Raw genomic sequence first — 15,628 nt, forward strand, 5'->3', positions numbered from 1 at the left:
AAATCAGGCTCTGACTATGTAGGGTTGATGAGGATCCAGCGGTACCACGCGTGCCGGATCATTGACCCCGAAGACACGCAACATCCAGCGATCACGGCCGTCGTAGCGGGGGGTAAAACCATCCCGGGCATGCAGGGTTTGCTGGTTCTTGAAGATCAGCATGTCCCCCGGTTGCAGCATGATGTGGTGCACGACATCGGGATGATTGGCGGCGGCGGCGAACAGCTGGAGGGCAAACTGCGCAGGGCCGCAGGTCGCTTCGACACTCGCTTTGTTGTAGCGGCAATACAGGCCATCGGTTGCGCTTCTGTAGAGCAAGGGGACGTTTTCCAGCACATTCCCCTGTTTGCCGAAGGAGGCTGGTCGGCGAACGGTGAAGTTCGGTCGTGACAGTTCTTCTTCGACGTAGGCCGGCAGAATGGCCAGCACCTCGTCAATGGCGACGATGCGCGTCGGCACGTCGAGCTCGCAGCGCAGGCCGGTCAGGGACAGGTACTCCGGACAGGCCGACAACTGCGAGATAGGTTCGCAGGTCAAAGGCAGGTGAGGGTTGTCGACATGCATGTCCAGATCCGCCCGCGAGCCATAGGAGCTCTTTTCGGTCTCCCGCTTGCGCTTGGGCGATACGTGACGGAACACGGAGTCGGTGCTTTCACCCTCGTACGCCAGCGGACGGGTTTGCAGAGTGTGCAGCACGGACAAAATAGCCCCGGCCAGAATCGACAGGTTCTCGATACCTGGCTCCAGGTCATAGGGCGTGGCGGGCAGTTGCGGGTCCAGCGGCAGCCCCCTGACGATCATCGCCACGTCACGGGCCTGTGGAAAATTGCGCAGCTGTTGGATTTTCTCGGTGCCCAGGACACTTTCCAGCAACCGCCCCAGGACCGGCATCTGGCGGATCCCCGAGGCGCTATCGGTCACGTCCAGCGATGCCAGCCCGGCCTGAAGTGTGCGTTGTTCTTCCAGCGACAGATGAATTTGCGGTATCTCCCGTCGGGTCAAAGTCACTGATTTTTTTTCCAGCCTTTCATGAATGACTTCATCAATACACGCTGCGGCTTTCCCGATTACTTCATCCAGCTTCGACACGTCCTTGCGCTCCTGTTTGCACCATCCTTGTGGGTTGAACGGGAAGGTTAACGGAAGGGCCTTTTTTGTGTTGCAATGCCGCGTTGTGAAAAATGCAATGAGGTGGAAAGTGGCACTGAATATGTTGGGGGAACTTGAAGCCTTCGCGACCGTGGCTCGCAAGCGCAGCTTCGTCGCCGCGGCACGGACGCTGGGGCGCTCCCCCAGCGCACTGACCCGTGCCGTTCAAGCCCTGGAGGAGAGTGTGGGGCTCAAGTTGTTCAATCGCTCGTCCAATGCCGTGAGCTTGACCGAAGCGGGTGAATGCTTATTGCCCCACGCGTACAAAATGCTCGATCTGCAACGTGAGGTGGATGAAGACCTGGCCGGCCTCAGCGGCCTGGCCTCCGGCTGGATTCGTTTTTCCGCCCCCGAGGTTCTCGGACACGGGGTATTGCCCCGGTTGATCGCGCAATACTGCGAGCGTTATCCAGACGTTAACATCGATGTGATCTTCACCGATGAGATCATCGACCCGGCCAAGAGCAAGCTGGACTTCTCGATTCGCGGTGCGTTTCCACAATCCAGCGACTTGATCGGCTTTGCGCTGTGGAGTTACTCACGTTACCTGTATGCCAGCCCCGGCTACCTGGAGCGCAACGGCATGCCCGACTCCATCGAGGCACTGGAGGCGCATTCGCTGATCCTGCATACGGCGCCGCGGATTCTCAAGGAGTGGAATTTTCGCAGTGAGGAGCAGGCCATCAGCTTTCGGGTTCATCCAAAATTTCGGTTCAGCTCCGGCCTGGCGGTATTCCAGGCAGCCCTGGCGGGCGTCGGGATCGCCCGCCTGGCGGATTGGATGGCGGAACCCGAAGTGGAAACGGGGCGCCTGCTCCGGGTGTGTCCTGAGTACAAGCTCACCTCCAGCAGCGGTGAGAGCCCACAGATGCACGCGGTATACCCGGCCGGAAACTTGCCGCTGCGGGTGAAGGCATTGATGGAGATGATCCGTGGCTTAGGTGAAAGCCTCGAATGTAAACGCGGCTCAGCACCTCTATGAAGACGGCCCTCACGTCGCTGTGAGGGGGATTCATTCAAGCATTCTGAATCGCCCCGGCACCGTAGACATCTCCAGCCTGCCAGGCTACGTTCATTAATGAGGCGTCATGGGAGGAAGGTAAAGGGTGTAGGCGCTGACCTTAGACTCCTTGTTCGAACGCTATATTGGGCTCCACTCTAAGTGCTCCCGCGGTCAAGCAAAGCGTGTGTTACTCGGCGATTCAGCCATCCAATTTGGTCATGCAAAATCACAATGGAAGTCACGGAGCAACTGAGTGACTGGCTCTCCCATCAAGCTCACACCAATGCAGTTGCAATCTTTCTGGAACGCCAGGCAAATCCCAGCACCATCAGCAGCCCTAGCCCCGCCACTGCCGCTCCAGCCAGGGAAATCGCCGGATAACCTAGCCCTGCATTGATCACCGCACCGCCCAGTGCCGCACCAATCGCATTGCCGAAGTTAAACGCACCGATGTTCACCGCCGAGGCCAGATTGGGCGCGTCCTTGGCAGCTTCCATGACGCGCATCTGTAGCGGCGGCACCAAGGCGAAACTGGCGATACCCCATATCAGGATGGCAACGGCCGCCGGCAGCGGCCAACGCATCAGTACCGTAAACGCCAGCAACACGAGAATCAGCACGCTCAGCGAAACGATCAGTGTGCGATCTATCGAGCGGTCGGCGGCCTTGCCGCCCCACATGTTGCCCAGTGTCAGGCCCACACCGAACAGAACCAGCATGGCGGTTATGTAGGCGGTGGACGCGTGAGTCTCGCTGCTAAGGATCGGCGCGATGTAGGTGAAGACGGTAAACATTGCGCCCGAACCGACTACCGTGAGGGCCAACGCGCCCAGCACCGGGCCACGGCCCAGTACCCGAATTTCGGCCATTACACCGACGCCTGGCGGCGCCTTCAGGTTGGGCAGGGCGAACCATAACGCGGCCATGGCGACCACGCCGAGGCCGGTAATGCCCCAGAATGCAGTGCGCCAACCGAACATTTCGCCAAACCAGGCGGCCAGCGGCACACCGCCAATGGTCGCCAGGGTGAGGCCCATAAACATTGCCGCGACCGCTCCGGCACGTTTCTCAGGGGCGACCACGCTGGCAGCAACGATAGAGCCAACGCCAAAGAACGCACCGTGGTTCAGTGAGGTCACCACCCTGGCGATCATGAGGCTGTAGTAATCGGTCGCCAGGGCTGACATCAGATTACCCAGGGTGAAAATCGCCATGAGTCCGATCAGCAGATAGCGCCGGGGGATCCTGCCGGTAGTCAGGGTCATCAGCGGCGCGCCGAGCAGTACACCCAGGGCGTAAGCACTGACCAACAGGCCCGCGGCGGGAATAGAAACGCCGAGATCCGCAGCGATGCCCGGCAACATGCCCATGGGGGCGAACTCGGTAACACCGATGCCAAAGGCACCTATGGCAAGTGCGACAAGTGGTGGATTGATACGCATGGAAGGCTCCTTATCTATGCCGCCAATGCTACGATCCAGCGTTTTAAGGCGGTAGATAGCATTTCTGGCAATCACCTATGCGTAAGGGGCACAAATGGACTTCAACGGCAGATCCGGTGACATGCTCGTGTTCGCCACCGTGGCGCAGGAAGGCAGCCTATCGGCTGCCGCGCGTGCATTAGGGCTCACACCCTCGGCGGTCAGTCGGATCATCGCGCGTACCGAACAGCGCCTTGGCACCCGGTTGCTGTTGCGCACCACCCGAGCGATCAGCTTCACTGCCGAGGGCGAGGCTTTCCTGCGCGGCGCCCGGCGTATCCTGGCCGACATGGCCGAGGTGGAAGAAGCCATCGCCGACCAGGGCGTACCCAGGGGCCGATTGCGGGTCAGTGCCGCCCTTGGCCACGGGCGGCTGGCCATCGTCCCCCTGGTGGCGGCATTCAGCGCCCGCCATCCGAACATCTTGGTCGACCTCACCCTCGGCGACGAAGTGGTCGATATTCTCGGCGGCCAGGCCGATGTGGCGGTACGTTTTGGCCATCTGCCCGACAGCCCGCTGACCGCGCGCAGAATCGGCGACACCGGCCAGGTAGTGGTGGCATCGCCCGAGTATCTGCAACGCCACGGCATCCCTCGCGAACCGGAAGACCTGCTACGGCATAACTGCCTGCGCTTCAACTTCCGGCGTGCCGAACCCAACTGGCCGTTCATCCGCGACGCAAGAGAGTTCTCCCTGAAGGTCTGCGGCAACATCGAATGCAGCAGTGGTGAAGCGCTGGCACAACTTGCGCGAGTAGGTGCGGGCATTGCGCGTATCGGCGAGTTCAGCGTGAGCGAGGATCTGCAGCGCGGTGACCTGATACCGCTGCTGGAAGCCTGGAACCCCGGCGACCGGGAACCGATTCATGCGGTGTTCGTAGGCGGCTCGGCAATGCCGGCGCGGGTGCGATTGTTCGTAGACTTCTTGCTGGAGCATCACCGGATGTAAGCGGTGGCGTCAGCTGATTGAACGGATCATTGGAATGGATCAATGAGAGATTAGGAATGCAGGTGTGCGAAATGACCTGGTCGGCCCGGGTCTCGTTGTTCGCGATCAGTTGATAGGTTCCACCGGGCGCCTCGTGCGATAGCGCATAGAACGACGACAGCGACGGCTGATTAAAAGTCATTTGCTAGCTGTTAGTCGCAACGGTGCCACGGAAGAGCGTGGTGGAGAGATAGGGTTGCTGCATAGCGTGCGCTGTATGAGCTCAGCACGCCACGAAAGTTAGTCGTGTTGGATTGGGTGGTTGTCAAAGCGTGGTAAAGCAATGACTTGTAGGAAAAGGAGGCGGCAGCAGTCAGCTACCGGGCTATCTTCAATGCGTGTCTGAGCGGTTCGACTTCCAGATGGCGTTACTTCAAAGTTGTGGCAATTCGTAGCTACAGCACTAAAGGACAGACTATATTTAAAATTACTAAACCACCAAAGAATGGAATCGTGAGCTGACCTCGTTTGCTGACGCCCTATCCAGCAGCCTTCCCTACCTACAATGACAGAAGAAAGTCCTTCCAACCGCGTAAAGCCCGTTCGAAGTCATCCAAACTTATAGTTATTGAGAAGTCCTCATCATAAAGTGAATAAATTTTAACTCCACTTTTCGAAATATGGGTTGCCCAGGCATCGCGGGCCCATTCAGTGGTGACCTCGTCCTCTCGCCTCACGGCTATCAATCTATTCAGACCCTCGTCTAGCCAAGGAATAGTTTCGACAAAAGGTCCCCCTCCATCGTCGATCAATAGGCAAGCAAGAATATCTAAATCATCAGGCCCCAACCCATCCGTGCTACACCAAGGTATTGCTACCCCAGTTGACTCTTCCAAAAAAAAACAAATATTCCCCTTACCTCGTACGGGCATACGGTCCACTTCGAGATCCCCCCACCTCATCTTGATTTCACTAAAACCGGCTATAACTCAAAAATCCATGATCATTTCCTTAAACTTTAATCACAGTAGGCCGCGTACCAGCTGCATACTGAAAGTAAATCTGCTTTCCTTAGCAAGTTTTTCAAAGCTCGTACTTACATATCAACTTTTGTAGATCACCAGCTCTTTCAGGGTATTTATTCCCAAGAGCAAGCATAGATTCCTTCATGGCCTCCTTAACAGCCTGAACACTATAAACACGAGAATCAGGAAAAATACCGCTCATGTTCTGATCAGCTGAGAAAACATAGTGCCCAGAACAGGCATCCGGTTCGTATTCAAACTCCCAACCCGGGTCACCAGAAAGCCCTTCGCAACGTATAAACATCCTCTGCAAAAGCCCTTCTAAGTCACCCTCTGAAAACGCACCGATAGCAAACCAAAGAATCCAATATAACAGATTCTCACTATTTCCGGACAACTCACCCCACTTCATTTATCAACTCCAATTGGAAATACAGTTGAAACATATATCCCAACATTTTTTATATTAATCGGGACCTGAAACCTCTACTTACCAACAACAACTTCCTGCAGTCTCTCACCCGTCGCCTGATACTGAATGAGCGCTCTACGCAAGAAAATAGAGGTCAGACCAACATTCTTATTTTTAAAGAGCAATTTTTCTGGCCTTTATAAAAACATGGTCTGACCCCGATTTCTATGGGCTCGCGAGCAGGCAAATCGTTTGGATCCTCTTCAGCAGGAACTGGGCGAGGTCACCGAGCTTGCGGTTGAGCTGGAGAGTTGGTTCAGCGAGTCAAGCTTTGGGCGTAAGGAAAAGGATTGGTGGGGATGAAGCACCATTCGAAGACATCTACCCCCAAGCCCTCCACCGTAGCAAAGCGAAACCAAAAGCCGTCCACACACATACAAGCACTACTTTCAAGCGGTGCTTACCCAACTAGGAGCAGCCGACCTCTCATATAAGAAAACATCGTTCACATCACACTCCGGGTACACCCATTTACTCCAGTTATCAATCAGCCACCTTGTCGAAATCCCGTGACCAGGAGCACGACTTTCGATAGGGAGCTGAATGAGCATCAACCCTGACTTATTTCCAGACGCAACGACCAAAGAGTGCCCAAATTTCTCATCCGGGAGATCAACAACCATGAAATCCACAACACTTTCATATGGCCAACTTGCTGGCAGTCTAAATATATAGCCGCGCGAAATCAGCTCACCTGCATACTCAACCAGCTTAACACATGCCATTACTTAACCCTCAGATCATGACCACCAGAAGAGTCTTTTGAGTTTTCTACAGGACTAAGATCGAAGTTAACCTCTCCCATATGCGCCCCGCCCCTACCATTTAACTGCTCGAATCTACCATGAAGGGTATCAACCGAGTAAATAAAACCATCACCACCGACATAACGTCTCGCGAATTCATACTACTGAGACGGCTATCTTCCTTCCACCCAAGCGAATCAGAAGAAAATAGAGGTCAGACCAACATTCCCATTTTTAAAGAGTAATTCTGCTGGGATTTATAAAAAAGTGGTCTGACCCCGATTTCTTGAGTTCCATCATCAACGGCTGATGATGCCTCATATATTGCTTCGGTCGCTGCCATAAGCGAATCCTCTCCACCAGCTAAGGACAGCGCCGATACAGCGCGAGCTTGGCTAAACAGCTGAAGGTCTTCTACATTTAAGCTTTGCTCTTCGTCCAGGCTGCCTTGCAAGTCAAAATACTTCTCATCTAACTGTGCAGCTGAAGCATCTAGCCCAAATACCTGATCAGTCGTGAGTTTATTACCAGATTGTAGACACCTAAGAGACTCGGCAAAATTAAAAACTTCTACTGGACAGTCCTGAAATCAAGTTCGCAAGCCAATTTTACAGCACCTCTTCGTTATTCCTCACTGACTACCTTAAGTTTTTCTACAAAGCTTTTCTCAACCTTTTCTAAACGCATAATTATTATTTAGTCTCTGGCAGTGGTTTTAATGGCGCGGACACATCCTGTGCGCTCTTTAAACTACGACTGCCAAAATGTCAGACAGACGCCATATTCATCGAGAAGATCGTCAGCAATTTCAAACTGAAATACCTTCTCTGGAAAGGCATCGGATAAAGCGCGCTTCCAATATCTAGTGATCTGTTCAGCAAATAAATGACAAAGACGATAATCTTCTTCCGACAGACCCACTTTAAATACGGGTCTGCCCGGTGCATCCTCCCACTTTGAAAAGAACTGATTTATTGAAAAAATATTTCTGTATCGTTCAACGTCTCTACGCGATGTACTTTGTTCCAACACACTAGATTCGGTTTCAACCAGCCCGTTCAAATGAAATTTTTGTGGATCGTATTGCTGAGCGTTAGGCAGCCAGAAAATGTGACCCTTGGCCTCAATAAATCAGGAGAGAGCAAACCCAGAACAGAAATTGCCTGTTCTAATGAAACCAAGTGCCCTACATATGAAAAAAACTCTCCGGAGCCAATATCTGAAACAAACAGACTCAACGACTCTTTAGAAATATCACCCTGATAAAACTTCATCATTTCAACCCCAAGCTATCAAGAACCGACTGAGGAACATTTCCCTCAAAAAATTTTTGTGTCACTTCCCTTCTTGGGGAAATATGTTCCATTCGGAGCTTGGTTCCATTCGACCACCTTAATCCGAGAGCTAGACACATCATATAGTGCACGCCCCTCAGGACCGTAGACAACAACATGCCCATTTCCAAGATTCGCATAAGAATCGGGAGTTTACCCTTGCAACGGATACTGAACACCACCACGCGTTCCCGTGACCGTCACATTCGTTTGCCTGAGCCCCTTGGTATAATCTAAATCAATAGAGGAAAATAGGGGTCAGACCACTATTCTCATTTTTTAAAGAGCAATTTTTCTGGCCTTTATAAAAACGTGGTCTGCCCCCGATTTCTGCAAATAAACAACGGTGGGTTTCCCACCAGAACTAGCTAATTCTCCTGTCGCTTTTGCACCAACTAATTACGGCGAAATCAAAACCACTGGAAAATTTAAAACTCTTCCTTCAACATAATCCCAAGATAGGGCATGCAACTTCTTTGACACGCGCGAATCTATTGGCATAAGTAACATCAAGAAAGTATCCAGTTCGTCACTATACTCTATTCCTTTTATACCTAAATTATCGTGCAGCCTTCCAGAATACTCACTTTCAATTCCATCATTCGAAAAGACATAAATTATCTCAGAGGTAATATCTGAGTAAACAATTGACTGAACAAAAACCTTACTGTTTATAGACGGAATGACCATTCCACACATCCTTAAACTCTTCAACGCCCATTTTGTACTGCGTACCATTAAAAGGATCTTTAATCAACACCCTGCCAACGTCATCCACTCCATCAACCACGACCCAGTGCCCCACTTTATTTCCAGAATCCCACATCATTGCACTCCAAGAGCCAGTTTTATTGAGTGCATTGAAGCTAGATACATCGACTGCATTCCCAACCAAACCAGAATCAACTGTATTCAATTTTCTCGCCAAGGAGTTCATGGAAGTAAGCTCGGTTCCAAGGTCAACCTGAGAAGTAAGAACACCTCGATCCTTCAACAGCATCTCACCACAGGCAGCACCGCAAGCTGCAAAACAATGACGTATAGGAAAAGGAGGCAGCGGCAGTCAGCTACCGGTTCATCTCCGATACGTATCGAACGGGGTCCACTTCTAGATGGAGTACTCAAGATTGTGGCAATTCGTAGGGACAGCACTAAGGGACAGACCATATTCAAAATTACTAACTAAACCACCAAAGAATAGAATGGTGGGCTGCCCCTAAGGAATCCCCACAAAACTTCCTTGCAGGTCAGTGAGATAGCTTGAAGTGCCGTGCATGAGTCGGGCAGTTTGGTAGTCGCCAAACAAACCAATATCTGAGACTCATGCAGGCCGTACGATTCTTACACAAGGCATTTTCCCAAGCACTCCCACTCTGTACCGCAAGCGCCTGAGCGCCCTGATGAGTCGCGTCAGCGCCTTGCTGTACGGGCACCGTCTGACGCCGACCGATCTGGGCAAATCTATGCCCAGCAGAGCTTACGCCAAGCATTCGATCAAACGTGTGAATTGCCTGCTCGGTAACGTTCAGCTGCAACCTGAACGTCCGCTGTTTTACTGGAAAATGCTCACGGCACTGATTGGCTCCTTGCGCCATCCCTTGATTTTGGTGCATTGGTCGCCTGATCAATGCCGCTTCTGATCTTTACCTGCTGCGGGCGTCAATTCCGCTGGCTGGCCGAGCGTTCCCTATTTACGAGAGTGTGCATGATCGTGAAGGTTGCCCCAGGCAGCAGCGGCGGTTGCTCGATGCGCTTGAACTTATGCTTCCCGAGCAGTGCGTACCGATCCTGCTGACGGATGCCGGGTTTCGTCGTCTCTGGTTCCAGGCCGTCGAAGCCAAAGGCGGGTATTACGTGGGACGTGTGCGCGATCGTGATCTCTATCGTAACGAGCAAGGTCAATGGCGACCGATAAAGCAGCTCTATCGGCAGACAACATCGACCGCACGTTCGCTTGCACAAATTGAGATGACACGTAGCGCACCGTACCGCGTTGCGCTGTACGGCATTCACCAACCGCCCAAGGGGAGAAAACATCGGCGAGTGACGGGTAACATCGCGCGCAGCAAACTCAGCCGACAGAACGCTCGCCGTGAACAAGAACCCTGGCTGCTCGCCTGCAATTTGCCGCAACCGCAATGGATGGCTCGGAAAATTTTCGGTATCTACCGCAAGCGGATGCAGATTGAGGAAGGTTTTCGGGACATGAAGAGTCTGCGTTTCGGCTTTACCTTTGACCTGCATCGAACGCGCAGCCCACGGCGTATCGAGATCCTGCTGCTGATCGCCGCGTTGGCCTGTTATGCACTGCATCTGGCCGGTCTTCAGGCTCGAACGACAGGTCGGTCACGTCACTTCCAGAGCAACAGCATCAGGGATAAATCGGTGCTCTCACTCTGGCGTCTCGGCCTCGAATACTTCGAGATGCTCCACCACCGGTTTGTCCTGCTCGAAATTGGCGGATATGGAACTATTGCTGCGCGATGAAGTGCACCGGCAAGCTCAGAGACTGGAGTAGATTTGTGGGGACTCCTCAGGGTCTGCCCCCGTTTCCCACTCGCCTGAAGAAATCAAACTAGATCCAGCCAGTCTCCGGAGAAACTATTGCCCCCATTAAGAATATAAGCACCATACTTTCGCTTGCAAAGCTCTATATTTTTAGAATCTATATCAATAGAAATAAATCCAGTGGGCTTTTCATACACACACAAAGACTCTATCTCAATGGTAGAATCTTCTACGCTAACAAAACGCCCAATAGCTTCCACTCTATGAAACACAAAGCTCTTCCCCCCACCAAGAGGATAAATACGATCTCTCACAGCATAAACAATATCAGAGTTTAATATCCTGACTTTCTTACTAATCTCATAGGGGTCGGCATAGCTCTCTTCCAAAATAAAAAACTCATTACCAATGATAACTAACCACCCGGAGAGACTATAAACGGCGCCACCCTCAACAAGCTCAGAAAGATGATCGCCTTCGAAAAGCAGCCCTACGTCCATAATCACCTCCCCACAATAATTGTGTTAGCGCCACTCGATATTGCTCTATCTACAAATAATTGCATTACTCCACGAGGCCCCGCAAGTGGATCTCGAGTCATATAATATCCAACCCCATCTACAACTTTAACACTATCCACTATAATAAAACGATATCCATTACCACCAACAGGAACTTGTAGAATCACATTCCTACCGCCTTGCAATACTTGATTAAGTTCGCTCGGCAGCATCGTAGCTTTCACGGTGTTATATACACCTGCATTTGATAAACCTCCGATAACTCCAGTGTATTCACACCTGACGATCTAATGCCGTTCGCAAACCCGCCAATTGCATCAACCAAACTAAGAGAGCGCCCCGTATTACCTGTTATTGTCATTGCCGCACATGCCGAACCGCACACAGGCGCATCTCCTTGCAAGACAACTGAGCCAGGAGGATCATATGAGATGGATGGTTTAAGACTACCACCAGCCCCATCTTTAATAACGTTTTCACCGGCGACACTGCCAACCGCTGCCTTCAGCCCCACTATATTCAGAAGCGCTTGCGCAAACCAACCAATACGCTCGCCAGTGGTCGCCTTCGTCTCTGTAATCGGGTTGGTGGCTCCAAACCCCATCGAAAGCTTGCATACGATACCGATTCCTAGCGACCCACCGCAGCCTTCATTGAATGAATCAGCAGCAATCTGCTTAAGCGACGCTATCGTATCGCTCGTCATCTTCTCCTGATTCGCTCGTCCTTCCAATGCCTGTTCGACAGTCACCGGCTTCAGATACCACTCGTCACCGTCAGCGGTTTTCACAGATTGATCTGTAACGACACAGAACGAGGTATAAGATGTATGGCACATGACGATGTCGCCAGGCTTGTGATCCAACTTGGACGCCTGTGTTGCATAAAATCGGCCAAAAGCGGACCGCCGGCGCAGTTCTGGTTCAGACCGATAGTCGAGGCTCACAGCATGCGACTGCATATCTAAAGTCATTCTGGCTTATTGCTTACACCCATATCCCTATTGGCTCCCTCTCGCCGTCCAGTTTACTGGGGGGATTGAAGACCCTCTAAGCTCAGCGGGAGCATGCTCCCGCCACAGGGGAACATTAAAGTCATAAGACTTGTATTGGCCACTGGGTAATTGGCATAGTGCTGCCACTCCCCAACTGACCCGGCGCCAAGGACTAAATCAGCCAGAAGCTGACGGAAGTTCAGGGCCTTGCCAGGTTGCTTGTTCCAAGGATCTGGACATTTACCCCATGAAAACATACGCAGCGCTGGCCCTTGCGCTCACCACTCTGTGCAGCACCGTCCACGCGGCGAGCTGGCAGATTTGCCGGTTGGACGTACAGATCGTCAACGTATTGAAACAACCGTACCCACAACTGCATGGGCGGATCCTCAAGGCCGCCCCGATCTCCACCACCACGCAATGTCCCCAGCAAGGCTCGATGGTCACCTTCACCCCGGAAACCACCGATTACCAGAACACCCTTCCGCGTCGGCAATGGCCTCGAAAAGGCCAGTCGGTGCAGATTGACTACCGGTATCTGGATGGCATTTGCAAGGGCGACGGCCACCCGCATCCGTGTCGCATCGACCACTATCCACTCATGGGACGCTAGTCGGGCGTCACTCGCTCACGCAACTTTCGCAGCAACCCATCGCATGGATATGCCCAGCACTCCTTCGCGCGAAATGCGTGGCGCTGTAGCATCATGAATTCTGCCAGCAATCCAGCCCTAAGGACGATTGATGGCTATTAACTTTGAACCCAAGATAGGCAGATCTTGGAGCGTAATTATGGCGGCTACCAGTACGATGAGAACGCCATGGCTATCATTAGAGGGACTCAAGCGCGCTAGCTGCCTATCAGCCATTCCAGCTCGGCCTTTCCAATTAGAAAGTCAGTTATCGGCCAAAAGGGGCCTTTGATAGACAGTAGTTGATGACGAAATTATCACTGTGGCTCTAATTCTGACCATAAACCTTTGCAGCCCATGCCGGCCATTAATGTCCCGAAGTCTTCAAAGTTGCAGACATTCACCTCAATCTGGCTCGCCCACGTTGCCTCACACTCGTCGCACACCCACAGTAAAAGTTGTGTAGAGCAGACCCGCATTGCTCGAACGTCACCTTGACCGCATCTTTGGCATTTAATCAGCATGAAAATAATCTCTGACAGGACCCCGGCGTAGTCTAATCAGATCGGTCGACTGTCGTCCGCGGCGACAGGCAGAGGTTGTCCAAAAGCAGAAATCTAAAGTGTCCCCACTAGAGTGGGGACTATTCAGTTGAGTGCCTGATGGTCGGCACGCTCTCAATCACCTTGGCGTCGTTCCGAGCGCGTACGCCGGCACTCTGGTCTCGGTGCTATTGCACACCTCGGCGAAAGCCGTGAATATCTTGAGGGGCGTCGTGACAAGCCTGTGGCTGTTGAGCTGCGCTGCCTTCGACTCATGGTGGAAATAAAAAATAGAGCAATCAGGGAATGGAATATCCTTCATTTGAAAACGAGCCAAAGAAAAAAGCTTTCTGGGCGGCGACGTGCCTGATTTTGGTAGTGGGCTGGATTGTTTATATGCTTTGGGCTAGTCGCATTGGGACTCGAATCGTTTTAATGGCGTCGATTTCTGAGTGGACCACCTATATAGTCGTTGGCTGTTTGGTTGGACTCGTTTTTACCGGACGAGCAATTTACTATCGCCCTGACGGAAGAGACTTGAAGCGAGTTGCCGACTATTTTGTGGGGGCGTTTGTCTGGGTCTTGTATTGTCTTTAAATTATTATAAGGTTTTTACTTATCTATTGCCTGGCGAGATTATTCATTATGAATCAGCTTATGAGCTACATATTCCGGGACCTTCCTTTGCAAGGTCTGGCCGGTGTGAGGCGGGCTTGCGGTTTAAGGATTTGAATACTGAGCGCTGGATTGAGCTGTGCACCACTGAGTTGGAGTTCAACGAGCGAAGGAAAAAAGGCATGGATTTCGTTTTGGTGACTGCACACTCCAATAAGATAGGCTCTTATATTGTTGGTTATCAGTTCATTTATAAATAAATTATAGTGGAGTCGCTTCCATAGACCTCAGCGCTTAATCAGCCTGTAAGAAACTCTGGCAGCACTTTGATGTAGCCTAGTACCGTCGTCCGCATCATCGCCGTTTCCTGTCATAGACGACAGGCAGAATCGACTCAAAAGCGGCTTCCGACACCGACAAAAATCCACAACTACAGATGCCACCAACGGCCGTAGCATCCGGGCGCCGAAAACAGATTTTCTAGAAGGCTAAAGGTCTATTTTCCTTCGGGTTGTGAGTCCAGGCGCCCAAGGCCGTAGTAATTCATGAATTCGCGCATAGTCGGTGAAAGCGTCTCTTGTGAAGCAATCTGCCAGAATTTTCTTTCCCCAAGAACCGGCTGTAACCGCTTGATGAGTTCCTGCGCCGTATTGTGATGGCCAGCACGCAGCCAATGCCTGAACATGTATTCGTTTTCTTGCCTCGGTAGCTGTGCTGCTTGGAGCAGTCTGAGTGAATACCGGAAGTTCAGTGGCCAAAGTTGCTTTAAAAAATCGAGCCTCTCAGCGATTGGAAGGCCCACTAACCATTGCCTCACATCTTTATCCACCTGAGCATTACCAGATCGCGACGCCATCTGCTGCGGGGTGAAACGAGAGTCGTCCATGAAGTGCAAGGCCTAAGAGTAAAAGGGAAGGTCACATTCTGTCGTATGCATAGGAATAACGGGCAGCTTATTTTTTGCCCTTTGCCTGCTATTGGCCGTTTTCTGCCTGTCCCGACCGACAGAAAACGACCCATTGCAGCCCATCGCGATCAGCGGCAGTTGGTCAGAACCAGCTGTTGACTGACTCTGCGACTCGACATCACGAGTCGAACGGTGAAGCTGAATAACGCTATTTTTTTTACAACCGGCCGAGTTGACCGCTTGAAGTAATCAAAGCTCTGGGCCGCTGAATTTTCCTGATGCAATACATTCTAAAAAAATTCTTTGTTCTGGTTTAAGAAGTTTGCGTGGCGTATAGCCGTGCTCATCAGGCTCCCTTAGCCACCTCGCCAAAGCTCGGCTCGCGGATTCCTTGAGAGCTTGACGCTCTGCGTCAGTGAAATTATGTTCCATCTCATGAGACATAGACTCAATTTCTTTTACTACCCAATCTTCGTCAAACCCTAAATCATCGCTTGAAAAATTCAGCGTCCAAAGATAGTTCAAAGCTATGTCCGCGAGATTATTCATAAACGTTCCTAATGGTCTATTCAGGGGACAATTTTGGCCGACCCGGATGAGCTACGCGAACAATTTTAAGCAGCTGTGTAGGTAGCCTCGCTGACTCGACCAAATGCGCAAAAAAATTCGCGTGTACATTACTCGATTCGCACGAAACGTGTCGATGGGAGAGGGTTGAAGGCTCTTCTCCAACACTTTCGTCATACGGTAGACTCTATTTCATTGATGCTGA

Annotated in this window: 14 protein-coding genes and 2 pseudogenes; 4 read left to right on the forward strand and 12 right to left on the reverse strand. The window is 51.7% G+C overall.

The features are described 5' to 3' along the window. Positions 1–3 precede the first annotated feature (3 nt). Positions 4–1,089 (reverse strand): TauD/TfdA family dioxygenase, encoded by a 1,086-nt coding sequence (locus tag FX984_RS09925; RefSeq protein WP_146476690.1) that lies wholly within the window; start codon positions 1,087–1,089, stop codon positions 4–6. A gap of 109 nt (positions 1,090–1,198) precedes the next feature. Between FX984_RS09925 and FX984_RS09930 the strand changes: the two genes are divergently transcribed. Continuing rightward, entirely contained in the window at positions 1,199–2,131 is a 933-nt protein-coding gene (locus FX984_RS09930) for a LysR family transcriptional regulator (protein WP_027603980.1), read from the forward strand. A 296-nt stretch (positions 2,132–2,427) separates the two neighbouring features. Here FX984_RS09930 and FX984_RS09935 read toward each other — a convergent pair whose 3' ends face one another. Next, positions 2,428–3,594, reverse strand: a complete 1,167-nt coding sequence (locus tag FX984_RS09935; protein WP_027603979.1) for an MFS transporter — start codon at positions 3,592–3,594, stop codon at positions 2,428–2,430. Positions 3,595–3,688: 94 nt separating this feature from the next. On the opposite strand from FX984_RS09935, the gene FX984_RS09940 reads away from it, so the two are divergent. Continuing rightward, positions 3,689–4,582, forward strand: coding sequence for a LysR family transcriptional regulator (locus FX984_RS09940; RefSeq protein WP_027603978.1), 894 nt, complete (start codon positions 3,689–3,691; stop codon positions 4,580–4,582). A gap of 10 nt (positions 4,583–4,592) precedes the next feature. Here FX984_RS09940 and FX984_RS32705 read toward each other — a convergent pair. The 6 genes and pseudogenes from FX984_RS32705 to FX984_RS09985 form a co-directional block, all read right to left on the reverse strand. After that, a pseudogene (locus FX984_RS32705) lies at positions 4,593–4,751 on the reverse strand (ParA family protein); the annotation flags it as partial. 893 nt (positions 4,752–5,644) lie between these two features. Further along, positions 5,645–5,998, reverse strand: coding sequence for a hypothetical protein (locus tag FX984_RS09955; protein WP_027603976.1), 354 nt, complete (start codon positions 5,996–5,998; stop codon positions 5,645–5,647). A gap of 449 nt (positions 5,999–6,447) precedes the next feature. Next, positions 6,448–6,783 (reverse strand): Imm45 family immunity protein, encoded by a 336-nt coding sequence (imm45, locus tag FX984_RS33165; protein WP_081744377.1) that lies wholly within the window; start codon positions 6,781–6,783, stop codon positions 6,448–6,450. A 235-nt stretch (positions 6,784–7,018) separates the two neighbouring features. Further along, positions 7,019–7,258: a hypothetical protein gene (locus FX984_RS09970; RefSeq protein ID WP_133822117.1), complete on the reverse strand. Its 240-nt coding sequence runs from the start codon at positions 7,256–7,258 to the stop codon at positions 7,019–7,021. A gap of 1,279 nt (positions 7,259–8,537) precedes the next feature. Further along, positions 8,538–8,828 carry a hypothetical protein gene (locus tag FX984_RS09980; protein ID WP_146476691.1) on the reverse strand — a complete coding sequence of 97 codons (291 nt, stop codon included), beginning with the start codon at positions 8,826–8,828 and terminating at the stop codon, positions 8,538–8,540. After that, the gene (locus tag FX984_RS09985) at positions 8,803–9,138 is read right to left on the reverse strand and encodes a cysteine peptidase family C39 domain-containing protein (protein WP_081744376.1); all 336 of its coding nucleotides are present in this window, start codon (positions 9,136–9,138) and stop codon (positions 8,803–8,805) included. Before FX984_RS09985 ends, FX984_RS09980 begins: the two co-directional genes overlap by 26 nt. A gap of 323 nt (positions 9,139–9,461) precedes the next feature. On the opposite strand from FX984_RS09985, the pseudogene FX984_RS09990 reads away from it, so the two are divergent. After that, positions 9,462–10,656: pseudogene (locus FX984_RS09990) on the forward strand (IS4 family transposase). 52 nt (positions 10,657–10,708) lie between these two features. Here the strand turns inward: FX984_RS09990 and FX984_RS09995 are convergent. Further along, positions 10,709–11,146: a hypothetical protein gene (locus FX984_RS09995; RefSeq protein WP_027603974.1), complete on the reverse strand. Its 438-nt coding sequence runs from the start codon at positions 11,144–11,146 to the stop codon at positions 10,709–10,711. 241 nt (positions 11,147–11,387) lie between these two features. Next, the gene (locus FX984_RS10000) at positions 11,388–12,140 is read right to left on the reverse strand and encodes a hypothetical protein (RefSeq protein ID WP_133822116.1); all 753 of its coding nucleotides are present in this window, start codon (positions 12,138–12,140) and stop codon (positions 11,388–11,390) included. 268 nt (positions 12,141–12,408) lie between these two features. Here FX984_RS10000 and FX984_RS10005 point away from each other — a divergent pair, with 268 nt between their 5' ends. Beyond that, complete coding sequence (locus FX984_RS10005; RefSeq protein WP_027603972.1) at positions 12,409–12,774, forward strand: hypothetical protein; 366 nt, start codon at positions 12,409–12,411, stop codon at positions 12,772–12,774. A 1,671-nt stretch (positions 12,775–14,445) separates the two neighbouring features. Here the strand turns inward: FX984_RS10005 and FX984_RS10020 are convergent. After that, complete coding sequence (locus FX984_RS10020) at positions 14,446–14,835, reverse strand: hypothetical protein (protein ID WP_027603970.1); 390 nt, start codon at positions 14,833–14,835, stop codon at positions 14,446–14,448. Positions 14,836–15,105: 270 nt separating this feature from the next. Next, complete coding sequence (locus FX984_RS10025; RefSeq protein ID WP_094949838.1) at positions 15,106–15,405, reverse strand: hypothetical protein; 300 nt, start codon at positions 15,403–15,405, stop codon at positions 15,106–15,108. Between the last annotated feature and the right edge of the window lie 223 nt (positions 15,406–15,628).

The organism is Pseudomonas marginalis, from assembly GCF_008692035.1.
Taxonomy (GTDB): Bacteria; Pseudomonadota; Gammaproteobacteria; order Pseudomonadales; family Pseudomonadaceae; genus Aquipseudomonas; species Aquipseudomonas marginalis.

What these genes read in the sequence shown, in the direction of transcription:
- FX984_RS09995 (WP_027603974.1), bottom strand. Translation starts at nt 11,146, where the DNA reads ATGGACGTAGGGCTGCTTTTCGAAGGCGATCATCTTTCTGAGCTTGTT.
- FX984_RS10025 (WP_094949838.1), bottom strand. Translation starts at nt 15,405, where the DNA reads ATGAATAATCTCGCGGACATAGCTTTGAACTATCTTTGGACGCTGAAT.
- FX984_RS09940 (WP_027603978.1), top strand. Translation starts at nt 3,689, where the DNA reads ATGGACTTCAACGGCAGATCCGGTGACATGCTCGTGTTCGCCACCGTG.
- FX984_RS09955 (WP_027603976.1), bottom strand. Translation starts at nt 5,998, where the DNA reads ATGAAGTGGGGTGAGTTGTCCGGAAATAGTGAGAATCTGTTATATTGG.
- FX984_RS10000 (WP_133822116.1), bottom strand. Translation starts at nt 12,140, where the DNA reads ATGACTTTAGATATGCAGTCGCATGCTGTGAGCCTCGACTATCGGTCT.
- FX984_RS10020 (WP_027603970.1), bottom strand. Translation starts at nt 14,835, where the DNA reads ATGGACGACTCTCGTTTCACCCCGCAGCAGATGGCGTCGCGATCTGGT.
- FX984_RS09980 (WP_146476691.1), bottom strand. Translation starts at nt 8,828, where the DNA reads ATGGTCATTCCGTCTATAAACAGTAAGGTTTTTGTTCAGTCAATTGTT.
- FX984_RS10005 (WP_027603972.1), top strand. Translation starts at nt 12,409, where the DNA reads ATGAAAACATACGCAGCGCTGGCCCTTGCGCTCACCACTCTGTGCAGC.
- FX984_RS09935 (WP_027603979.1), bottom strand. Translation starts at nt 3,594, where the DNA reads ATGCGTATCAATCCACCACTTGTCGCACTTGCCATAGGTGCCTTTGGC.
- imm45 (WP_081744377.1), bottom strand. Translation starts at nt 6,783, where the DNA reads ATGGCATGTGTTAAGCTGGTTGAGTATGCAGGTGAGCTGATTTCGCGC.
- FX984_RS09985 (WP_081744376.1), bottom strand. Translation starts at nt 9,138, where the DNA reads ATGCTGTTGAAGGATCGAGGTGTTCTTACTTCTCAGGTTGACCTTGGA.